Annotated in this window: 22 protein-coding genes; 9 read left to right on the top strand and 13 right to left on the bottom strand. The window is 67.3% G+C overall.

Annotated elements, in window-relative coordinates; genetic code table 11:
* Nucleotides 1-906 (bottom strand): acyltransferase, encoded by a 906-nt coding sequence (locus ACYVGY_RS10185; protein ID WP_460457387.1) that lies wholly within the window; start codon nt 904-906, stop codon nt 1-3.
* A gap of 8 nt (nt 907-914) precedes the next feature.
* On the bottom strand, nt 915-1,475 hold the full coding sequence (locus ACYVGY_RS10180; protein ID WP_460457386.1) for an NADPH-dependent FMN reductase: 561 nt from the start codon (nt 1,473-1,475) through the stop codon (nt 915-917).
* 140 nt (nt 1,476-1,615) lie between these two features.
* On the opposite strand from ACYVGY_RS10180, the gene ACYVGY_RS10175 reads away from it, so the two are divergent.
* Nucleotides 1,616-2,050, top strand: coding sequence for a guanyl-specific ribonuclease (locus tag ACYVGY_RS10175; RefSeq protein WP_460457385.1), 435 nt, complete (start codon nt 1,616-1,618; stop codon nt 2,048-2,050).
* The gene (locus ACYVGY_RS10170) at nt 2,047-2,484 is read left to right on the top strand and encodes a barstar family protein (RefSeq protein ID WP_460457384.1); all 438 of its coding nucleotides are present in this window, start codon (nt 2,047-2,049) and stop codon (nt 2,482-2,484) included. Before ACYVGY_RS10175 ends, ACYVGY_RS10170 begins: the two co-directional genes overlap by 4 nt.
* Here the strand turns inward: ACYVGY_RS10170 and ACYVGY_RS10165 are convergent, their stop codons facing one another.
* Nucleotides 2,485-2,850 carry a DUF6164 family protein gene (locus ACYVGY_RS10165; RefSeq protein ID WP_460457383.1) on the bottom strand — a complete coding sequence of 122 codons (366 nt, stop codon included), beginning with the start codon at nt 2,848-2,850 and terminating at the stop codon, nt 2,485-2,487.
* A gap of 49 nt (nt 2,851-2,899) precedes the next feature.
* On the opposite strand from ACYVGY_RS10165, the gene ACYVGY_RS10160 reads away from it, so the two are divergent.
* Complete coding sequence (locus ACYVGY_RS10160) at nt 2,900-3,760, top strand: DMT family transporter (protein ID WP_460457382.1); 861 nt, start codon at nt 2,900-2,902, stop codon at nt 3,758-3,760.
* Here the strand turns inward: ACYVGY_RS10160 and ACYVGY_RS10155 are convergent.
* Entirely contained in the window at nt 3,757-4,617 is an 861-nt protein-coding gene (locus ACYVGY_RS10155) for a pseudouridine synthase (protein ID WP_460457381.1), read from the bottom strand. The genes ACYVGY_RS10160 and ACYVGY_RS10155 overlap by 4 nt on opposite strands.
* Nucleotides 4,618-4,924: 307 nt before the next feature.
* Between ACYVGY_RS10155 and ACYVGY_RS10150 the strand changes: the two genes are divergently transcribed.
* Nucleotides 4,925-5,635 carry an rRNA pseudouridine synthase gene (locus ACYVGY_RS10150; RefSeq protein ID WP_460457380.1) on the top strand — a complete coding sequence of 237 codons (711 nt, stop codon included), beginning with the start codon at nt 4,925-4,927 and terminating at the stop codon, nt 5,633-5,635.
* 1 nt (nt 5,636) lies between these two features.
* On the opposite strand, the gene ACYVGY_RS10145 is transcribed toward ACYVGY_RS10150, so the two are convergent.
* Both ACYVGY_RS10145 and ACYVGY_RS10140 read right to left on the bottom strand, forming a co-directional pair.
* On the bottom strand, nt 5,637-6,173 hold the full coding sequence (locus ACYVGY_RS10145; RefSeq protein WP_460457379.1) for an SRPBCC family protein: 537 nt from the start codon (nt 6,171-6,173) through the stop codon (nt 5,637-5,639).
* Between the two features lie 80 nt (nt 6,174-6,253).
* Complete coding sequence (locus tag ACYVGY_RS10140; protein WP_460457378.1) at nt 6,254-6,820, bottom strand: hypothetical protein; 567 nt, start codon at nt 6,818-6,820, stop codon at nt 6,254-6,256.
* A gap of 137 nt (nt 6,821-6,957) precedes the next feature.
* Here ACYVGY_RS10140 and ACYVGY_RS10135 point away from each other — a divergent pair, with 137 nt between their 5' ends.
* Nucleotides 6,958-7,917, top strand: coding sequence for a DUF808 domain-containing protein (locus ACYVGY_RS10135; protein WP_460457377.1), 960 nt, complete (start codon nt 6,958-6,960; stop codon nt 7,915-7,917).
* Between the two features lie 136 nt (nt 7,918-8,053).
* Nucleotides 8,054-8,704 carry a class I SAM-dependent methyltransferase gene (locus ACYVGY_RS10130; RefSeq protein ID WP_460457376.1) on the top strand — a complete coding sequence of 217 codons (651 nt, stop codon included), beginning with the start codon at nt 8,054-8,056 and terminating at the stop codon, nt 8,702-8,704.
* A 9-nt stretch (nt 8,705-8,713) separates the two neighbouring features.
* Here the strand turns inward: ACYVGY_RS10130 and ACYVGY_RS10125 are convergent, their stop codons facing one another.
* The 3 genes from ACYVGY_RS10125 to ACYVGY_RS10115 form a co-directional block, all read right to left on the bottom strand.
* Entirely contained in the window at nt 8,714-10,063 is a 1,350-nt protein-coding gene (locus ACYVGY_RS10125; RefSeq protein ID WP_460457375.1) for a M24 family metallopeptidase, read from the bottom strand.
* Nucleotides 10,064-10,114: 51 nt separating this feature from the next.
* Nucleotides 10,115-11,308: a GGDEF domain-containing response regulator gene (locus ACYVGY_RS10120; protein WP_460457374.1), complete on the bottom strand. Its 1,194-nt coding sequence runs from the start codon at nt 11,306-11,308 to the stop codon at nt 10,115-10,117.
* A 101-nt stretch (nt 11,309-11,409) separates the two neighbouring features.
* Nucleotides 11,410-12,267 (bottom strand): PA4780 family RIO1-like protein kinase, encoded by an 858-nt coding sequence (locus tag ACYVGY_RS10115; protein ID WP_460457373.1) that lies wholly within the window; start codon nt 12,265-12,267, stop codon nt 11,410-11,412.
* Nucleotides 12,268-12,462: 195 nt separating this feature from the next.
* Between ACYVGY_RS10115 and ACYVGY_RS10110 the strand changes: the two genes are divergently transcribed.
* The 3 genes from ACYVGY_RS10110 to ACYVGY_RS10100 all read left to right on the top strand — a co-directional run bounded on the left by ACYVGY_RS10110 (nt 12,463) and on the right by ACYVGY_RS10100 (nt 14,617).
* Nucleotides 12,463-12,798 carry a YkgJ family cysteine cluster protein gene (locus tag ACYVGY_RS10110; RefSeq protein ID WP_460457372.1) on the top strand — a complete coding sequence of 112 codons (336 nt, stop codon included), beginning with the start codon at nt 12,463-12,465 and terminating at the stop codon, nt 12,796-12,798.
* An 88-nt stretch (nt 12,799-12,886) separates the two neighbouring features.
* Nucleotides 12,887-13,447: a BLUF domain-containing protein gene (locus ACYVGY_RS10105; protein ID WP_460457371.1), complete on the top strand. Its 561-nt coding sequence runs from the start codon at nt 12,887-12,889 to the stop codon at nt 13,445-13,447.
* 84 nt (nt 13,448-13,531) lie between these two features.
* The gene (locus tag ACYVGY_RS10100; RefSeq protein WP_460457370.1) at nt 13,532-14,617 is read left to right on the top strand and encodes a diguanylate cyclase; all 1,086 of its coding nucleotides are present in this window, start codon (nt 13,532-13,534) and stop codon (nt 14,615-14,617) included.
* Between the two features lie 12 nt (nt 14,618-14,629).
* On the opposite strand, the gene ACYVGY_RS10095 is transcribed toward ACYVGY_RS10100, so the two are convergent.
* The 4 genes from ACYVGY_RS10095 to ACYVGY_RS10080 form a co-directional block, all read right to left on the bottom strand.
* Nucleotides 14,630-15,499 (bottom strand): transporter substrate-binding domain-containing protein, encoded by an 870-nt coding sequence (locus ACYVGY_RS10095; RefSeq protein WP_460457369.1) that lies wholly within the window; start codon nt 15,497-15,499, stop codon nt 14,630-14,632.
* A 45-nt stretch (nt 15,500-15,544) separates the two neighbouring features.
* Nucleotides 15,545-15,811: a DksA/TraR family C4-type zinc finger protein gene (locus ACYVGY_RS10090; protein ID WP_460457368.1), complete on the bottom strand. Its 267-nt coding sequence runs from the start codon at nt 15,809-15,811 to the stop codon at nt 15,545-15,547.
* A gap of 102 nt (nt 15,812-15,913) precedes the next feature.
* Nucleotides 15,914-16,153 (bottom strand): hypothetical protein, encoded by a 240-nt coding sequence (locus ACYVGY_RS10085; RefSeq protein ID WP_460457367.1) that lies wholly within the window; start codon nt 16,151-16,153, stop codon nt 15,914-15,916.
* A gap of 200 nt (nt 16,154-16,353) precedes the next feature.
* On the bottom strand, nt 16,354-16,989 hold the full coding sequence (locus tag ACYVGY_RS10080) for an alpha/beta fold hydrolase (protein ID WP_460457366.1): 636 nt from the start codon (nt 16,987-16,989) through the stop codon (nt 16,354-16,356).
* Between the last annotated feature and the right edge of the window lie 244 nt (nt 16,990-17,233).

Here is a 17,233-nt window from a genome sequence, read left to right as displayed (position 1 = left end):
TCAGTCGCCCCGGCCACCTGCCGGGGCGTTCCAGTCGGCCAGGCGCGCGTCCTTCGCCAGCCACATCTCGTTGATCCAGCCCTGGAAGCGCACGCGGTGTGCGCGGTCGCTCTCGTAGTCAGCCGCCGCCAGATCCGCCGGCACCGGCCTGGCCTGGATGTGCACGCGGATCTCTTGGACCCGGTCGGAAAACAGGTCGGCCAGCGTGGGCCGCGCCGGCGTGTAATGCAGGGTGACGTCGAGCACGGTATCGATGGCCTCACCCATTGCGCCGACCACGAAGGCCACGCCACCGGCCTTGGGTTTGAGCAGATGCTGGAACGGCGAGGCCTGGCGGGCATGCTTGGCCGGCGTAAACCGCGTGCCTTCCACGAAGTTCATGATTGACACCGGAATGTGCCGGAACTTCTCGCAGGCCTTGCGCGTAGCAGCCACGTCGCGACCGGCCAGTTCCGGCCGCTTGGCCAGCTGCTGGCGCGAGTAGCGCTTCATGAAAGGGAAATCCAGCGCCCACCAGGCCAGGCCCAGCAGCGGCACCCAGAACAGCTGGCTTTTGAGGAAGAATCGCAGCAGCGGGATACGCCGGTTGAACACCTTCTGCAGCACAGGGATGTCCACCCAACTCTGGTGGTTGGCCAGCACCAGGTAGTGGCCGCCGTAACGCAGCGAATCCTCGCCCTCGACCACGAACCGGGCGGTGGTGATTACCCCGATCAAGGCGCTGTTGACCGCGATCCAGCTTTCAGCGATCAGCATCAGCGCCCGGTCCAGCGCCGGGCGCACCGCGCGCAGCGGCAGCAGGGCCTTGAACAGGGCTACAAGCAGTAGCACCGGGACGTGCAGCAGGGTATTGAGGCCGACCAGAAGGCCGGCGAACAGGGCCTTGGCCCCGCGCAACCAGGACATGGGCAACCTCAGGCTTTGATACGCGCGACCCAGTCGGCGTAGGCGTGGATGATCTTGCCCAGGAACTTGCCCGTACCTTCGTTCGCGATCTTGCCGTCATCACCGAACAGCTTGTCCGCGCCGCCCAGGTAGGCCTCCGGCTGCTGCATCACCGGCACGTCCAGGAACACCAGTGACTGGCGCAGGTGGTGATTGGCGCCAAAGCCGCCGATGGCGCCCGGCGAGACCGTAACCACGGCGCCCGGCTTGCCGCCGAAGACACCTTTGCCGTAGGGCCGCGAGCCTACGTCGAGTGCGTTCTTGAGTGCCGCCGGCACCGAACGGTTGTACTCCGGGGTGACGAACAACAGCGCATCGGCGCGCGCCACGCGCTCCCGGAACCGAGTCCAGGCGGCCGGCGGTGTGTCGGTCTCGAGGTCCGGGTTGTAGAACGGCAGGTCGCCGATCTCAACCTGGTCCAAGGTCAGGCTGGCCGGCGCCATATCGGCAAGGGCCAGGGCCACGAGGCGATTGAGCGAGTCGGCGCGGAGGCTGCCAACCAGGACGGCGACATCATAGGGCTTGGACATGAGCGGGTTCCGACGTGTGGGGCGCATAGAGTAGCAAGCGGCCATGTTACGAGGCCGACAGGATCCAAGCGCCTCAGGCCTTGGCTGGCTGACGCGACGCGCCTGCTTGCTAGACTCAGGCCTTCACTATCGGACTGACCATGCGCAAGCTGCGGCCCCTGCTTAGCCTGATCATCGTGCTGGCCCTGCTGTGGTTCTGGCAGGACCCGTCCAGCGTCGGCGTTCCCGATGCGCCGTCGATCGGCAGCGCGACGACGCCCGCCTCGTCCGGCGTCGCGGATGCCGACCGCTCCGCCAAAACCCTCCCCGGACTCCCGTCCGAGGTGCTCGACACGCTGGCCCTGATCGCCCGCGACGGCCCCTACCCGCACCGTCAGGACGGGGGCGTTTTCAGCAATTTCGAACGCCGCCTGCCCGCGCGCCCGCGCGGCTACTACCGCGAGTTCACCGTGCGCACGCCGGGGCTGTCGCACCGCGGAGCGCGCCGCATCGTCACCGGCGGCCAACCGCCGGTCGAGTACTGGTACACCGACGATCATTACGAGTCGTTCCGCCGCTTCGAGCCGCGTTCATGAGCCTGCAGGCGCTGCAGTCACTGCTGGTGCAGCCGGATCAGGCGGGCGCGTTCTACCTGACCGAGGCCGACTTGCCGCCGCTGCTGGAAGCCGCCGACGGACTGGGCCTGCGCTGCGTGGCAATCGACCTGGCCGACTGCCGCGACAAGGCGGCCCTGCTGCAGCGCTTGGCTGCAGGCTTCGCCTTCCCGCCAGGCATCGGCGGCAATTGGGATGCGCTGGCGGACGCCCTGTCCGACCTGTCCTGGCTGCCGGCCGAAGGGTATGTGCTGGGTCTGGCTACGGCGGAGGCACTGCGTGCCACCGCGCCGGAGGAATTCGCGAACCTGGTGGCCGTGCTTGAGGGCGCCGCCGAGGCATGGCGCGAGATCGGCCGGCCGTTCTGGGCGTTCATTGCCCTGCCAGACGATGATTTCGCGGCGCTGGCGCCCTGATCAGCGAGCCAGCAGCAGGAAAGGCAGCGTCGCCACGGCCAACATCAGCACGATGCCGATAATGGCGCCGATGGCCTGGCGGGGGTGCGAGCGGATGCCGGCCCAGGTTCCCGGGGCACGGCCTTCGCGCAGCGCGGCCTCGCGCTCGGCCCGCATCCGTTCGCCGCGTTCGGCTTGGTACTGCGCCAAATGGCTGCGGGCGAGCTCGAGTTGTCCCGGATCCGCCAACCAAAAACCGCCGGCCGAGACGCCCCAGAAACTGGGCGGGGTTTCGTAGAAATCGATCTCGCGTGCGTGCAGCAACGCACGAACCTCGTCGGCTTCATCGTCCGGGACATTGCGAAGATTGAGCAGGAGCTTGGCCATCAGGCGATGATAGCGCCCCCTACGACAGGATTCCGGAACGGCGCCACCCATGTCAGATGCATCCCGCGCCCCTACCCGCCTTGGCACCGCGAGCCTGACCACGCTTGCCCTGCTGGCCTTCGCCGGCAATTCACTGCTCTGCCGGGCGGCGCTGGCGCATACCGATATTGATCCCGCCAGCTTCACCGCCATCCGCATTCTTTCCGGCGCGATGACGCTGGTGCTGTTGCTGGCGCTGCGCGCGGGCCCGCTGCCGGCCGCCGGCAGCTGGCGCTCGGCGACGGCACTGTTTATCTATGCGATCGCCTTCTCCTATGCCTACACGGGCTTAAGCGCAGGCACTGGCGCGCTGCTGCTGTTTGGCGCGGTGCAGGCCACGATGCTCGTGATCGGGCTGTTCACTGGCGTGCGCTGGCGGATATGGCAAAGCCTTGGGCTGGCCCTGGCACTGGCCGGGCTGGTGGGTCTGCTTTGGCCCGGCATTAGCGCACCAAGGCTGCAGCCGGCGGCCTTGATGCTGCTCGCGGGCGTGGCCTGGGGCGTTTACACCCTGCGCGGACGCGGCCTGCCCGATGCCCTGGCGGCCACCACCGGTAACTTCATGCGGGCGGCGCCGCTGGCAGTGCTCGCTGCGGGCGCGGCCTGGGCTTGGCTCAAACCGGACGTGGAGGGCGCACTGCTCGCGCTCGCCTCGGGCGCGATCACCTCCGGGCTCGGCTACGCGATCTGGTACCGCGCCCTGCGCAATCTGTCGCCGCAGGCGGCGGGCAGCGCCCAACTCAGCGTACCGGTGATCACCGCGCTGGCCGGTGTGGTGGTGCTCGGCGAAGCAATCGACCTGCGTTTGGCCTTGGGTTCACTGGCCGTGCTGGGCGGCATCGCGCTGACGCTGGACTGGCGGCGGGCCTAGAGACTGCGCGCGCTCTCGAAGACACGCCATTCGCCGCTCAGCGGGTCCTTGAACGCCAGGCGTCGCGCCAACAGTTTCAGCGGGCGCGAAAAGCTTTCCGGCTCCGACGACAGCGAGGGATAGAGCGGGTCGTTGCGAATCGGCGCGCCGAGACCCGCCAGGTGCAGACGCAACTGATGCTTGCGACCGGTGACCGGTGACAAGGCATAGCGCCAGTCTCCCGGACCCCGCTCAAGCACGTCTATGCGCGTTTCGGAATTGGCGTCACCCTCGATCTCGCACATGCGAAAGAAGGGTTCGCCCGGCACGATCCGGCTGCGGCGCAGATGCGGCAGCGCGAGGTCTGGCAAGGCCGGCGCCAGCGCCTCATACCCTTTTTCGATCCGCCGCTCGCGGAACAGCGCCTGATAGGCCCCGCGCGACCTCGGCTCGCGCGAAAACAGCACCAGGCCGGCGGTGGCGCGATCAATCCGGTGCAGCGGCACCAGCGCCGGCGCGTCCAGGCGCCGCTGCAGCCGCCGCAGCAGGGTGTGCTCGAGATAATTTCCCGCCGGCGTGACTGGCAGGAAGTGCGGTTTGTCCGCCACCACCAGGTGCGCGTCCTCGTACACCAGCGCTTCCTCGAACGGCACCGGCACCTCGTCCGCGACCTCGCGCTGGTAGCTCAAGGCCAGCCCCGCCCGGTACCGCGCCTCGGGCCCCAGCGGCTGGCCGGCCGCGTCCCGCACGCGACCGCCCTGCATGCGTTCGAGCCACCGAGCGCGCGACACCGACGGAAACCGCGCGCACAGCGCGTCGAGCACGGTTGCCCAAGGTCCGGGCGGCAACTGCAGGCGGCTGGCGAAGGCGTCGTTCACCGCGGCATTGTCGCCTTCGCGGGCCTGTGGAAAAAGCGGCGGCCTCGGCGCATGCTTCGCGCACCGGTCGACATGGGTCGACTGGAACCACCATCCACGGAGTTCGTCATGGCCAAAGGCCTGAACCAGAAGAAGACCGAGAAGAAGAAGCCGGAGAAGACGCTGAAGGAAAAGCGCGCCGAAAAGCAGACCAAGAAGGCCGGCAAGGCCTGATTCTGGCGACGGACGCCGGCTGGCGTCCGCCCCTGGCGCCCCGTGCCTGTGCCGGGGCGCCTACAATGGGGCCCGTTTCCAAGGCTCCGTACCGATGACCGAACCCGTCCGACTATCCAAACGCCTCGCCGAGATCGCCGGCTGCTCGCGCAGCGAAGCCGAGCAGTACGTCCAGGGCGGCTGGGTGCGCGTGGACGGTGTCGTCATCGAAGAGCCGCAGTTCAAGATCACCGACCAGACGGTCGCGCTGGATCCGGAGGCCCGGCTTGAGCCCGCCGAACCCGCCACCTTCATCCTGCACAAACCCGCCGGTCTGTCCTCGGCCGAGGCCGTGGCCCTGGTCACGCCCGCCAATCGCTGGGAAGGCGACAGCTCGGGCTGGCGCGTGCACAAGCGCCATTTCGCCCACCAGGCGCCAGCGATGCCGCTGGAAGACGAAGCCAGCGGCCTGCTCGTGCTCAGCCAGGACGGGCGGGTGCTGCGCCGCCTCACCGAGGACGCCGGCAAGCTCGAGCAGGAATTCATCGTGGACGTAGAGGGCGAGCTGGCGCCCTACGGCTGGAACCGCCTGACCCATGGCACCGAGTTCAACGGCTGGCCGGTGGCGGCGTTCAAGGTCAGCTGGCAGAGCGAACAGCGGCTGCGCTTCGCCATCAAGGCGGTGCGCCCTGGCTTGCTGCAGCACCTGTGCCAGCAGGTCGGACTGACGGCCGTTTCGATGCGGCGCATCCGGCTGGGCCGGGTGCCGCTGGCCAAGATGCCGCCGGGGCAGTGGCGCTACCTGCCGCCCAGCGAGCGATTCTGAGTCAGAATTCTTCTTCAATCGGCCGCGCGCGGCGCGCCAGGTGTTCCGCCAGCGCGGCCAGCTGACGCGCTTGGACGCCGTCGACCACCGGCGCGAACTTGGACAGATCGTCGGGCGTATAGCCGCCGACCCGATACCAGAGCGTAATCTGCGTTGCGCCGCCATCGGCGGGCGTCAGCCGGAACTCGAGCGCCCCGTTCAGTCCCATACCCTGAAGCGGTCCCAGCCCGCCGGTCATTCGCAGCAGTCGCTCCGGATCGACGAAGGTCACCGCCATGTGTTCGGCCTGTCGCTTCCCCGCAGTTTCGCAAAAACACCCCCCAACGCGTGGCTCAATCACCAGGGTGGACGCCTGGCCCCACCAGGTATGGTCGCGCGGCCACCAGATGTCCACGTCGTCTACCAAAGCGGCCCAGGCAAGCTCGGCCGAGGCCGCCACTCGCACGGTGTTTTCCAGGGTGAAACCCTCGGGCCGGCTGTCCTTGACCTCGGCGCTGACGCCCGACGCCAAGCTCAACGCCAGCGCGAGCGCTCCCATTTTCGTCAATCCATGCTTCATGCCACGACCTCTCCTGCTTGGCCTTACGAAAGGGTAGCCGGCGCCCTTGGGTGCCACACTTACCGCTGAAGTTGCTCGAGACGCAGCGCGTCCTCGGCCCGGAACGAGCCCGCACCCAGGAAGCGTTCGCCGTCCCCCGCCGTGACCGTCAGCACCTCCACGGTCATGCGGGCGTCGGGTGTGGCGTTGGCCAGCGCCCAGGGTGAGTCCGGGCTGGGCGTAAGCGTAATCTCGAACGCAGCCCCAGGCGCCACGTTGCCGGCCACCGGCACCATCAACTCCTGTTGCATCCACGCATCCTTGCGTCCCGGGGACGTCAAGCTCGCCAGCACCGTGAACGCGGTGATCTCAAGCGGCGTGCCATTTTCCATCACCAGGTCCAGGTAGGGCCGCGACCAGCCGTTGTCCTGGACCTCAAAACGGTAGCGGGTGCTGGCAACCCGGAACGCGCCGATCACGACCTGGTCGGCCTCGACCTCGGCCTGCCGCGCCTCCAGCGCCGCCCGCTCGGACGACTCGCCTTCCGGCGCATCCCCGGCGTCACCCCGCTGGCCGCAGCCCGCCGCCGCCAGCATCGCCGACAGCGCGATGACCCAACCCCGCCCCACGCCATTTGATTTGCTCACGCTCGACTCCGGTTCGTGTTCCTGCCGCGAGTTTAGCCAGCGTTCGCCCCCGGCATCGCGCCGCCCGGCGGCGTTCCCCTCCCCTTCGGCGGCGGACGGATGCGAGAATCACCGTCCTGACCCCCACCGGACCGCCCATGGCCTCCAGCCTTCTCGCCCTCCTCGACGACATCGCCACCATTCTCGACGACGTGTCGGTGATGACCAAGGTCGCCACCAAGAAGACGGCTGGCGTGCTCGGCGACGACCTGGCCTTGAACGCGCAGCAGGTCTCGGGCGTAAAGCCCGACCGCGAGCTGCCCGTGGTCTGGGCGGTCGCCAAGGGCTCGGCGGTTAATAAAGTGATCCTGGTGCCGGCGGCGCTCGCGATCAGCGCCTTCGAACAATGGCTGGCCAGTCGCGGTATCGGCATCCCGCTCGTCACTATCCTGATGATGCTCGGTGGCGCCTTCCTCTGCTACGAAGGCGTGGAGAAGCTGGTGCACAAGTTCCTGCACCGCCCCGAGGAGAAGGAGAAAGAAGTTGTCGCCTTGCTCGAAGCCGTGGCCGACGAGCGCGTGGACCTGGTCGAGCGCGAGAAGGACAAGATCAAAGGCGCCATCCGGACCGACTTCATCCTGTCGGCCGAGATCATCGTGATCACCCTGGGCACCGTCGCCAGTAAGGATTTCATCACACAGGTCGGCGTGCTGACGGCCATCGCTGCGATCATGACGGCCGGCGTTTACGGCCTGGTCGCCGGCATCGTCAAACTCGACGACGCCGGTCTGTTCCTGAGCCGGCTGCCGGGTGCAGGCGCCGCGCGTCGCGCCAAGCGTGCGCTGGGCCGCGGCATCCTCACCGCCGCGCCCTGGCTGATGAAGTTCCTGGCCGTGGCCGGCACGGCCGCGATGTTCCTGGTCGGCGGCAGCATCCTGGTGCACTCGATCCCGTTCGTGCACCACGCGGTGCAGGCAATTACGCCAGCCGGCGGCTGGGCGACGCCGGTGACGATGCTGGCCGAAGCCAGCTTCGGCATCCTGGCGGGCATCGTGGTGGTGCTGGCGGTCACGGCCTGGGGCAAGCTTCGCGGCAAGCGCGACGTGTCCCCGGCCTGAGCGCATTGCCATCCAGAGATAGGGCGTAGACTGACCGGGCTCCTCCTCACGCCACGCCCGGGCCCCCTCCCTCGCCGACGCGCCTCCCTCGCGACACCGTCCCGGGCTCCGGGACGACGCCCCATCGGGAGCATCCATGTCGGGCTACAGCACGCGTTTGCTTACCCTGCGAATCGGCGGACACGACTACCGCATCCGCGCCCTGAGTGACCTCCAGCAGTTTTCCGACCCGCAGGGCCTGGCCGAGCGCGCCGGCATTTCCTCGGCGACTTGGTGCCTGTTTGGCCAGGTCTGGCCGGCCGGTCGCGTGCTGGCACAGGCCATGAGCCAGTTCGACGTCGCCGGAAAACGCATCCTCGAGCTCGGCTGTGGCCTGGGCCTGGCGAGCCTGGTGCTGCAGCGGCGCAAAGCCGACGTCACCGCCAGCGACCATCACCCGCTGGCCGAGGAGTTCCTGGTCTACAACGCGGGCCTCAACGGCCTGCCGCCACCCAACTTCCTGGACCTGGCCTGGGACCAGCCGCAGCCCATGCTGGGCGAGTTCGACCTGATCATCGCCAGCGACGTGCTCTACGAGCGCGGCCACGCCGAGCAACTGGCCCAGCTTCTGGCCCGGCACATGCGCCCGAGCGCTGAAGTCCTGATCACCGACCCGGGCCGCGGCAACAGCGGCGCCTTCACCACCGCTCTCAAGAAGCAGGGCTATGCGGTCGAAGAAGTGCGCAGCGCCTTCGAAGATGGCGAAGTGCCGCCCTTCCGCGGGCGGCTGCTCAGCTACCGCCGCTGAGCCGGGCGTTCAGCGCACCAGGTGCCACTGGGTCTGTCGACCGGCGAGGTAGGTCACCTTGCTGCCGTCGAACAGCGCGCTTTGCTCTAGCTTCACCTGTACCCACTGCCCGCCCCACTCCGGTACGCGCGCCTTGATATTGCCCTCGATGGCGTAGGCGGTATCGGGATGCAGCGGCCACTGGCCGCCGTCGGCGCCGCCGCTCTGGTCGTCCCACATGCCGATGGTCGGGCCGGCCGCGTGGCCGAAGAAACCGATGGGGTGGGTATAGGTGCTCGAGACCAGGCCGGCCTTGTCGGCATCGCGGCGGGTGGCAGCCAGGATCTCGCTGCCGCTGCGGCCACTCCGGAAACTGGCGGTCAACAGGTCCTGCCAGCGGTTGCCGTCGGCCAGCGCGGCCGCCAGGCCCTTGGGCACATCGGTTTCACCGGGACGAAGCACGTAGCCCATTTCCTGGGTATCGGTGCACAGCTTCAAATAACACAGGCCGACATCGGTATGCAGCACGTCGCCCGGTTGGATGATGCCTTCGCCACCGCAGAACGGCGCTTCGCGATCGCAGTCAACGCCGGCCCGCTGGAAGTTCACGTCGGGCATGAACCACACCGGCAGTCCCAGCGCCTCGTAGCGGCCGCGGATGTACCAGGCGACATCGTCGGTGTGGGTGGCGCCGGGCGTGATCACCTTGGATGAAAACGCGTCCGCGACCACGCTGCGGGCGATGGCGACGATGTGCGGGTAGATCGCTTGCTCGCTTTCGATACGGGTCTCGGTCCAGCGAACGACCAGATCTTCGGCCGACACCAGGCGCGGCGCGAAGCCGGCGGGCAGTACGTCGAGCAGGCGTTCGTGCAGACCTTTGCTCAGGCCATCGGCGATCGGCCACTGGCGCGAGACGTTGATGCCGATCCGCTTGGGGTCGCGCGCGGCGATCAGCTCGCCCAGGGCCTGCCACTGCGCGTCCAGGTCGCCACCTGACCAGGCCGAGGTGTAGGGTTCGCCCAGTGGGTAACGATTGACCGCCAGTCGGTCCACCGTGCCATCGGGCTTGCGGTGGAACGCCAGCAGGGTCGTCCGCCGGGCCGCAAACGTCGGCTGCGGCACCAGGGTGAAATAGATCGGGTCCTCGGCATATTCCCGCGACAGCACCAGCCACAGGTCAATGTCGGTCTCGGCCATCAGGCGCGGCAGCAGGGTCTCAAGCCGTTCGGCAAGTATCCGGTTCTCGACCGCGACGCGCTCGCGTGGCGCCAGCACCGCTGGTTCGTCCTGGACACGGCGGCCCTGTTCGAAAGCAGCGAGCGGCAGCGGCAGGACGGCGGCGAGACACAGGCAGGCGAATCGAAGGCTGGGGCGCATGGCGTGGTCCGGCGGGGAAGGTTCCCCGATCATAGCCAAGCCAGATGGTTTTCAGCCAAGCCGCTGCAGGAACTCGATCAGCTGGGCGCGCTGGCCTGGGCCCAGCAGCCGCAGGATCGGCAGCAGCCGGCCAATAATCTGCGGCATCTTTCCGGTCACCGCGCCCGTATTCCCGACCGCGAGCTGGTCGAGCAGCGGATCAATCCTGATCGGAACCTCGACGGCTTCCGCCGGCATGGCTGGCGCGCGAAGCGCGGGCGTAACCGATGCGGGGGTGGCTGCCGGCGCGGCCAAAGGCACGATGCTGGTTTCCACGTGGACCACGGGTGCCTGGCCCGCAGCACCTGTCGCGACCGGCACGGGCGCTGCCTCGAGCAGTTGCTGGCACTGCTCCAGAACGGTCGGTGCATCCTGCCCCAGCGTCAGGTCCGGACAGAGCACCGCCGAACCCAGCTCCACCGAGATCGGCTCCCCGTTCTCGTCCATCGGCGGCTGACCGGCGAGTTCCAGCCGCAGCCGGCCGATCATGCCCTCGATGCCGGCCGGATCGCCGCCCGGCAGCGACAGCGCGAAGCCGCCCAGTCCGATCCGCGCCGCGGTGTCTTCCTTGCGGATCCTGGCGCGCAGAAGCCGGGCAACCTGCAGCACCAGCCCTTCGGCGGCCTCGCGGCCGTAGTAGAGGAAGACGCGACGGAAATCGGTCATTTCAAGCCGCACCAGGCATAGCGGCTGCTGATGCCGGCGCGCGTAGGCGATGTCCTGCTGCAGTCGATCAACGAAACCGGCCTTGTTGCTCAGCCCGGTCAGCCCGTCGAGCGTGGACTGGGCCTGCAGTTGCCGGGTGATGCGCTGGTTGCTGGCGTGGGCGCGGGCGCGCGCCACCAGGTCAATGGTCGAGAACGGCTTGGTGATGAAGTCGGTGGCGCCCATCTCGAGCGCACGCAGGCGGGCGGCCTCGTCGTTCTCGGCGCCGGTGACGATGATCAGCGGCAGCGACTGCACGCCGGGATCGTCGGAGGCACGCACCCGGCGCAGCAGCTCGTAACCGTCGGCGACCGGCATGTTCAGGTCGCTGAAGACCACTTGGATGGTCTGGTCTTCGCCGACCATGGTCCAGGCCTGCTCACCGTCGTCGGCGGTGACCACGTCGAACTCGTCGCCCAGCATCTTGTGCGCGGCTTTGCGCATCAGCTTGGAATCGTCAACCACCAGGATGCGCGCCTTGGCGCTCGTGTCCCCGCTCATCCGCGCCCCCTGCGGCCAAGAAATCCCCGTCCAATCTAGACCATGGCGCCCGGCCTGCCCACCACGGCGGTCACAGAACGCAACACCGGGTGTGTACGGCCTCAGTCCTGCTCGGCCGCCGCCTCACGGCCCTGCTGGCGGATGATCGCCTCCTGGCGGGCATCCTCGATGCTCATCATCACCGCGCCCAGGTCGGCCTCGTGCTCGTCGAAGGTGAAGTGACCGGTCAGCTCGGTGTCCGGACGCAGCTCACCGCGCTCGTACAGGGCCCACATTTCCTCACCGAAGTGGGTCAGGCACAGCGCAGGCTCGAACCGTCCCAGGCTGTCGCGCAAGTTGTGGACGTCGCGCAGCAGCATTTCCCGCGCAGCGTTGTTGCCGGCGGCACTGACCACCTGCGGGAAATCAATGATCACCGGGCCGTGCGGCGAAACCAGCACGTTGTACTCCGACAAATCGCCGTGAATAAGGCCCAGGCAGAGCATCCGCACCACATCGCGGATCAGGGCCTGGTGGTAGCGGACGGCCTCGGCCGCCTCGAATTCGACTTCACCCAGGCGCGGCGCGCTGTGGCCTTCTTCGTCCGTCACCAAGGCCATCAACAGCACGCCGTGGTGGTAGCCGTGCGGTCGCGGCGCGCTGACGCCGGCATCCACCAACTGATACAGCGCGTCCACCTCGGTATTTTTCCAGGCGGTCTCGAGCTCGCGTTTTCCGAACTTGCTGGCCTTGCCCATGGCCCGCTGCTGGCGGCTGCCGCGGACCTTGCGGCCTTCCTGATATTGAACGCGGGCCTGGAAGCTGCGCTGGCCCATGTCCTTGTAGACCTTGGCGCACAGCACCTCGTCCCCGGCCCGGACCACGTAGACCGAGGCCTCTTTGCCGCTCTTGAGCGGGCGCAGCACTTCATCAATCATGCCGTCGTCAATCAACGGCTGAAGGCCCTTCGGGGTTTTCATCGGTGCAGGGCATTGGCCGGATATGGGCCCACATTATGGCCCAGGCCCGGCCCCGGTGCCCGGCAGGGTGTAGACTGCGCCGGCCCGCTGAACCGCCTGCGCGTCCCGCCGTTCCGGATCCCGGACTCCGCTTCGCCCCTTTTCCACGCGCCACCGCCCCGCCCCGCGGGCCGGTCCGCCTTTCCGAAGCCGCCCATGTCCATCGTATTCCGCGACGACGACCAACTCGTCGACCCCAGTGTTTCCTGCGACCGCTGCGCGGCCGTGTGCTGCCGCCTGACCGTGGTACTGATGCCCGACGAGGTCCAGCCGCCGCACCTGGTCGACGTGGACCACCGCGGCCTTGACGTCATGCGCCGCAGTGCCGACGGCTGGTGCGCGGCGCTCGACCGCGAGCACATGCGCTGCGGCATTTACGAAACCCGGCCCAGTATCTGCCGCAAGTTCGCCATGGGCGGTGCCTACTGCCGCGATGAGCGCGCCACCCACGCGCGCAATCCGGCCCCGCTGCCGGCAAAACCCGCGGCCTGATTCACCTGGCTCCCGAAACCCCGGAATTCACGGTGTCCATGAAGCCTCTCGTGGAATCATGCTGGCGTTCCGCTACGAGGTTCCGCCCATGGCTCCCCTGCTCCGACTGACCTACGCCAGCCGCGCGCGTTTTGACAACGTGAACGGTAGCGCCGGCATCCATCCGGAAGTCGCGCGCATCCTGATCCAGTCGCGCCGCAACAATCCGCGCCGCGGCCTGGTGGGCGCGCTGTATTTCGGCGACGGCTGTTTCTTCCAGTGTCTCGAAGGCCCGACCGCCGAGGTCGAGGCGCTCTACCAGCGTCTGCACGACGACCCCCGCCACCATGACATCAGGGTGTTGGCGCGCGAGGTTGTCCTGCGCCCAAGCTTTTCCGGCTGGTCCATGAAGCTGGTGCCCAACGCCAGCGAAGTTCGACGGCTGATGGCGCGCCACGGCCGTGCAAGCTTCGACCCCTACAGCTTCGACGACAAACTGGTGGCCGCGACCACCAAGCTCTTGCTCGAGGGCCCGGACGCAAAACTGGCGGCGGAGGTGTTGACGCCTTCGCCCGGGGCGGCCGAGCCGGCGCTTGGCCTTAGGTTCGCCTTCGCTGCGATGGGCGTTGTCTTGCTGGGCGTGGTTGCGACCGTCGCTGTCGCGCGCTGATTAGCTTCCAGCGGGGATAATCCGCGGTTCTCGACCGGCCGACTCGGCTATGCTTGCCCCGTGAAAAAAGGGGTGAGCTAACGCGTGCGTAATACAACTTCATCGGAAGCCGGTGAACGCCGCTCCGGGCATCTGATCAGCCTGCCGCGCCGCACTTATCGCTTCCGCATCCTGGGTATGGGCTTGGCGGCGGTACCGGTAATCGTCGTTCTCAGTGAGCAGCAGGCTCCCTGGGCCTATTGGGCTTGGGTGGCATTCGCCAGCTTGATCTGGCCGCACGTGGCCTATCTAAGGGCCGTGCGCAGCGGCGATCCCAAGCAAACCGAGCTGGGCAACTTCGTATTCGATTCCCTGCTGGCCGGCACCTACGTGGCGGTGCTGCACTTCAACCTGTTGCCTTCGGTGCTGTTACTGACCATGGCATTGGCTGACAAGGTCAACTCAGGCATCCGTGGACTGTGGCTGCGATCGCTGCCGGCGATGGCGCTGGGCCTCCTTGGCGCGGGGCTGCTGACGGGCTTCCAGTTCTCGCCCACCACCAGCATGTCGGTACTGCTCGCATCACTGCCGATCATGGTCATCCACTCGCTGGCAGTGAGCTTGTCGAGCTATCGCCTGGTGCGCCGCGTTCAGCGGCAGAATCTGCAGCTGGAGGAGCTCAATCGCACGGACTCGCTAACGCGCCTCGACAGCCGCAGCTACTGGCAGTCCCAGGCCGAACACCTGCTGCACCGCCGCCATGCCAAGGCGCATGCGGCGACGCTGATGCTGGTGGACGTAGACGCGTTTAAGGATGTCAACGATCGCCTCGGTCACGCGGTAGGTGATGATGTGCTGCGTGAAATCGGCCTGCGGATAGGACGCGCCTGCCAGCCCAGCGGTCATGCCGGCCGACTGGGCGGCGACGAATTTGCGTGTGCGCTGCCAGTCAGCGCGATCGAAGCGGCGTCGATTGCCGAAACGCTGCGCCGGGATATCCAAAGCCTGCGGCTGGCCGCGGCGCCCGAACTGCGGGTCTCGATCAGCATCGGCCTGGCCACGGCCGGCGATGACGACCTGAACCTGCGCCAGTGGATGGAGGCGGCGGATAGGGCGCTTTATGACGCCAAGCGCGCCGGCAGGAACCGTGTCGCGGTGATTGACAGCACGGCGGACGAGCCGGTGGCCTGACGCCAGATCGGCTCAGCTGGACGGTTTTCGCAGTCGCCGCGTGCCTATCCAGGCCAGCAGCCCCAATACAATCAAGCCCGCTATCCACCAGGATATTCGCGGCCTGTCGGAATAATCGGCCGTCCGCGATGGCCGCCCGGGGGCCTCTGCCGACATGATGCGCGCCAGTTCGCCGCTGGCGCGCAAGTTCGCCAGGCCGGCATCGAGCTTCTCCAGCAGCGCTGGCCGGCTGCGGCTTACCCCGAAGGCATAGTCCCGTTCGATAACGGGCGGGCTCAACGCCACGATTTCGGTGAGGCGGTGCACCGCAATGGCGCGCTCTCCGATGTCGCTTGGAACCAAGGCAAAGTCAGCTTCGCCGCGCATCACGGCCAAGACCGCACTGTCCTCGACGTTGACCGGATAAATGACCACCCCGGCGTTCTGGTTTGACAGCCATTCCCAGGCCATGCCCGAGAACTGCACGGCAACCCGCCGACCCTCGAGCTGTTCCAGCGTCTCGATACGGCCGGACCTGGAATGGCCAAACACTTGATGATGACGTCGCGCGAAAGGCTGGCTGAAATTGAACCGACGCTGCCGGTCTTCGCTGATGAACATCGGCACCACGTCCACCGAACCGCGCTCGAGCAGGGTCAGGGCCCGGCCCCATTCAAACAGACTGAACTCCACCTGCAGATCCTGGTCGCGAGCAATGGCGCGAAGCAGATCAACGTCGCGCCCAGCGGCCTGGCCGGTCGCGTCAAGGTAGTGATACGGAGGGTAGTTGGGATCACCGCCCACCAGCGCCCGCTCGGCAGCAGCCAGAGGCGAGGCCAGCCCGGCCAGCACCAGCAGCAAACCGGCCGCGCGGAAATAGTCGGAAATTGTGAGGGTCGACATGGGGCGAGCATACCCATTGTCTCGCCCGAGTCCAGCCGCAAGCGGTCAACGCAGCTGGCTGTCCTTGCTGCCCCGGCGATTGAAGGCGCCGGTACCGGCCTGCTGCTGGTCCCGTGCCGACTGGCAGGGAACGCATAGACGCACGCCGGGAAGCGCCTGACGGCGAGCTTCGGGGATCGGATCGTCACATTCCTCGCAGCGCGACAGGCTCGGGCCAGTCGGCAGCTGGCTGCGCGCGCGCTTGATACCGTCCTTCACGGTCGCATCTATCTGGTCTTGCACGGCGCCGTCGCCGGCCCAGCCGGTGGCCATCGTCTTGCTCCCTTCATCGTGGGCTAACCCAAATGATGTGGTCGCCAGGGCGCGATGCCAAGGGCCAGGTGCGGGTGCGCCTGCCCTGACCGATGCGCCGGTTCAGCCGCCGCAGCCGCCGCAGCAGGTGGACGGCAGGGCCATGATTTGGGCCGGAACCAGGCTGGGATCGGTGGTCGCCAGCACGTCGCCTACCTCCAGCGAACTCAGGCTTGCGGACACGCGCAGCAGGCCGGTCGCCGGGTCCAGGTCGGCAATCGCGGCCGGGTCGACGCGGCAGAGCGCATCGCGGATGGCCGAGAGGTCAGCCGGGGTCGAGGCAAGGTGGATGTCGTACTGCATATCAACTCCAGGGGATGGGCACCCGTGAAAGGTGCGGCCGGCATAGGCTCACAGAGCGGCCGGGGCCTTGCCCTGACCCGGATCAAGCCAGCACGAATCCGACCCCAGGCCGCGATTTGTGGGACACTGCGCCCCCATTCCACCCACCAAGGCTCCCACCATGGCTAAGAAAGCCCGCGCCCGCCGCCGCGTCGCCCGACTCAAGAGCATCCGCTGAGTCGCGCCACAAGCGCATGAACAAGAAAAAGGGCCGGCTTCCGGCCCTTTTCTTTTGCCTCTGACCGGAGAAACTGGTCGATGAGGTCCTTGATCTGCGACTTGAGTTCCGCCGGCCCGCCGTCGTGCATCTCGTTGTGCCGGGAGTTCGGTATCTCGACCACGCAGGCATTCCCGGGCCTGTCCTCGGTTTCGGAGGGAAGGACCCCCGGGTCTGCCGGAAAATCACTGGCTCGGATCGAAAGCACGGCAAGCGCCGGATCGCGCGGAAGCGGGACACGGCGGTGATCAAGCGTAATCAAGGTCGTCGCGAAATCCGGCGAGGCCTGCAGAAGAAACGACGAAATATCTCCGCCATTCGAGTGGCCGATCAGCGTCAGATCCGACCAGTCATTGTCGGGAAACGCTTCCGACATTTCGTTCTTCACGAATCGGAGATTGTCTGCGCCACGTTCCCAAGCCGGCGTCCGCAGGGTAATCAAATCGCCCTTGCCGGCCAGCGGAGGATCGGAAGGTAAATCATGCTGAACCGCTATGACTACGTATCCCTGCCGCGAAAGATGCGTGGCGAGGAAGCCGTAGCCAGTATGCGGGATGCCGTAGCCCGGACTCAGGAGCACGACAGGACAAGATGCCTCCGCGACACACGGGCTTCCAGCGGCTGGAAGGTAGGTTTGCACGGGAACCGGCCGGCCACGGTCTTTGTCCACCAGCACGCTGGACGTTCCCAGTGGCGTCGTTGCCGATAGCGGGGCTGTCGACAGCACGCACGCCAGGAACAGTAGTGCCGCCGTGCGGTGTACCCGCGCTCGCATAGACTCCCCTGAAGTTTTTCGGTCAGGCGTGATTGGACTTCCAATCGGC

This window comes from Arenimonas alkanexedens (assembly GCF_054781355.1).
The sequence above is the reverse complement of the archived record's forward strand: the minus strand, read 5'-3'. Positions and strand labels throughout refer to the sequence as shown.

Coding starts and splice junctions, on each gene's coding strand:
- ACYVGY_RS10125 (WP_460457375.1), bottom strand. CDS start 10,063: ATGCGCCCCAGCCTTCGATTCGCCTGCCTGTGTCTCGCCGCCGTCCTG.
- ACYVGY_RS10105 (WP_460457371.1), top strand. CDS start 12,887: ATGGCTCCCCTGCTCCGACTGACCTACGCCAGCCGCGCGCGTTTTGAC.
- ACYVGY_RS10185 (WP_460457387.1), bottom strand. CDS start 906: ATGTCCTGGTTGCGCGGGGCCAAGGCCCTGTTCGCCGGCCTTCTGGTC.
- ACYVGY_RS10150 (WP_460457380.1), top strand. CDS start 4,925: ATGACCGAACCCGTCCGACTATCCAAACGCCTCGCCGAGATCGCCGGC.
- ACYVGY_RS10130 (WP_460457376.1), top strand. CDS start 8,054: ATGTCGGGCTACAGCACGCGTTTGCTTACCCTGCGAATCGGCGGACAC.
- ACYVGY_RS10160 (WP_460457382.1), top strand. CDS start 2,900: ATGTCAGATGCATCCCGCGCCCCTACCCGCCTTGGCACCGCGAGCCTG.
- ACYVGY_RS10170 (WP_460457384.1), top strand. CDS start 2,047: ATGAGCCTGCAGGCGCTGCAGTCACTGCTGGTGCAGCCGGATCAGGCG.
- ACYVGY_RS10135 (WP_460457377.1), top strand. CDS start 6,958: ATGGCCTCCAGCCTTCTCGCCCTCCTCGACGACATCGCCACCATTCTC.
- ACYVGY_RS10145 (WP_460457379.1), bottom strand. CDS start 6,173: ATGGGAGCGCTCGCGCTGGCGTTGAGCTTGGCGTCGGGCGTCAGCGCC.
- ACYVGY_RS10085 (WP_460457367.1), bottom strand. CDS start 16,153: ATGCAGTACGACATCCACCTTGCCTCGACCCCGGCTGACCTCTCGGCC.
- ACYVGY_RS10090 (WP_460457368.1), bottom strand. CDS start 15,811: ATGGCCACCGGCTGGGCCGGCGACGGCGCCGTGCAAGACCAGATAGAT.
- ACYVGY_RS10110 (WP_460457372.1), top strand. CDS start 12,463: ATGTCCATCGTATTCCGCGACGACGACCAACTCGTCGACCCCAGTGTT.
- ACYVGY_RS10180 (WP_460457386.1), bottom strand. CDS start 1,475: ATGTCCAAGCCCTATGATGTCGCCGTCCTGGTTGGCAGCCTCCGCGCC.
- ACYVGY_RS10115 (WP_460457373.1), bottom strand. CDS start 12,267: ATGAAAACCCCGAAGGGCCTTCAGCCGTTGATTGACGACGGCATGATT.
- ACYVGY_RS10175 (WP_460457385.1), top strand. CDS start 1,616: ATGCGCAAGCTGCGGCCCCTGCTTAGCCTGATCATCGTGCTGGCCCTG.
- ACYVGY_RS10120 (WP_460457374.1), bottom strand. CDS start 11,308: ATGAGCGGGGACACGAGCGCCAAGGCGCGCATCCTGGTGGTTGACGAT.
- ACYVGY_RS10095 (WP_460457369.1), bottom strand. CDS start 15,499: ATGTCGACCCTCACAATTTCCGACTATTTCCGCGCGGCCGGTTTGCTG.
- ACYVGY_RS10165 (WP_460457383.1), bottom strand. CDS start 2,850: ATGGCCAAGCTCCTGCTCAATCTTCGCAATGTCCCGGACGATGAAGCC.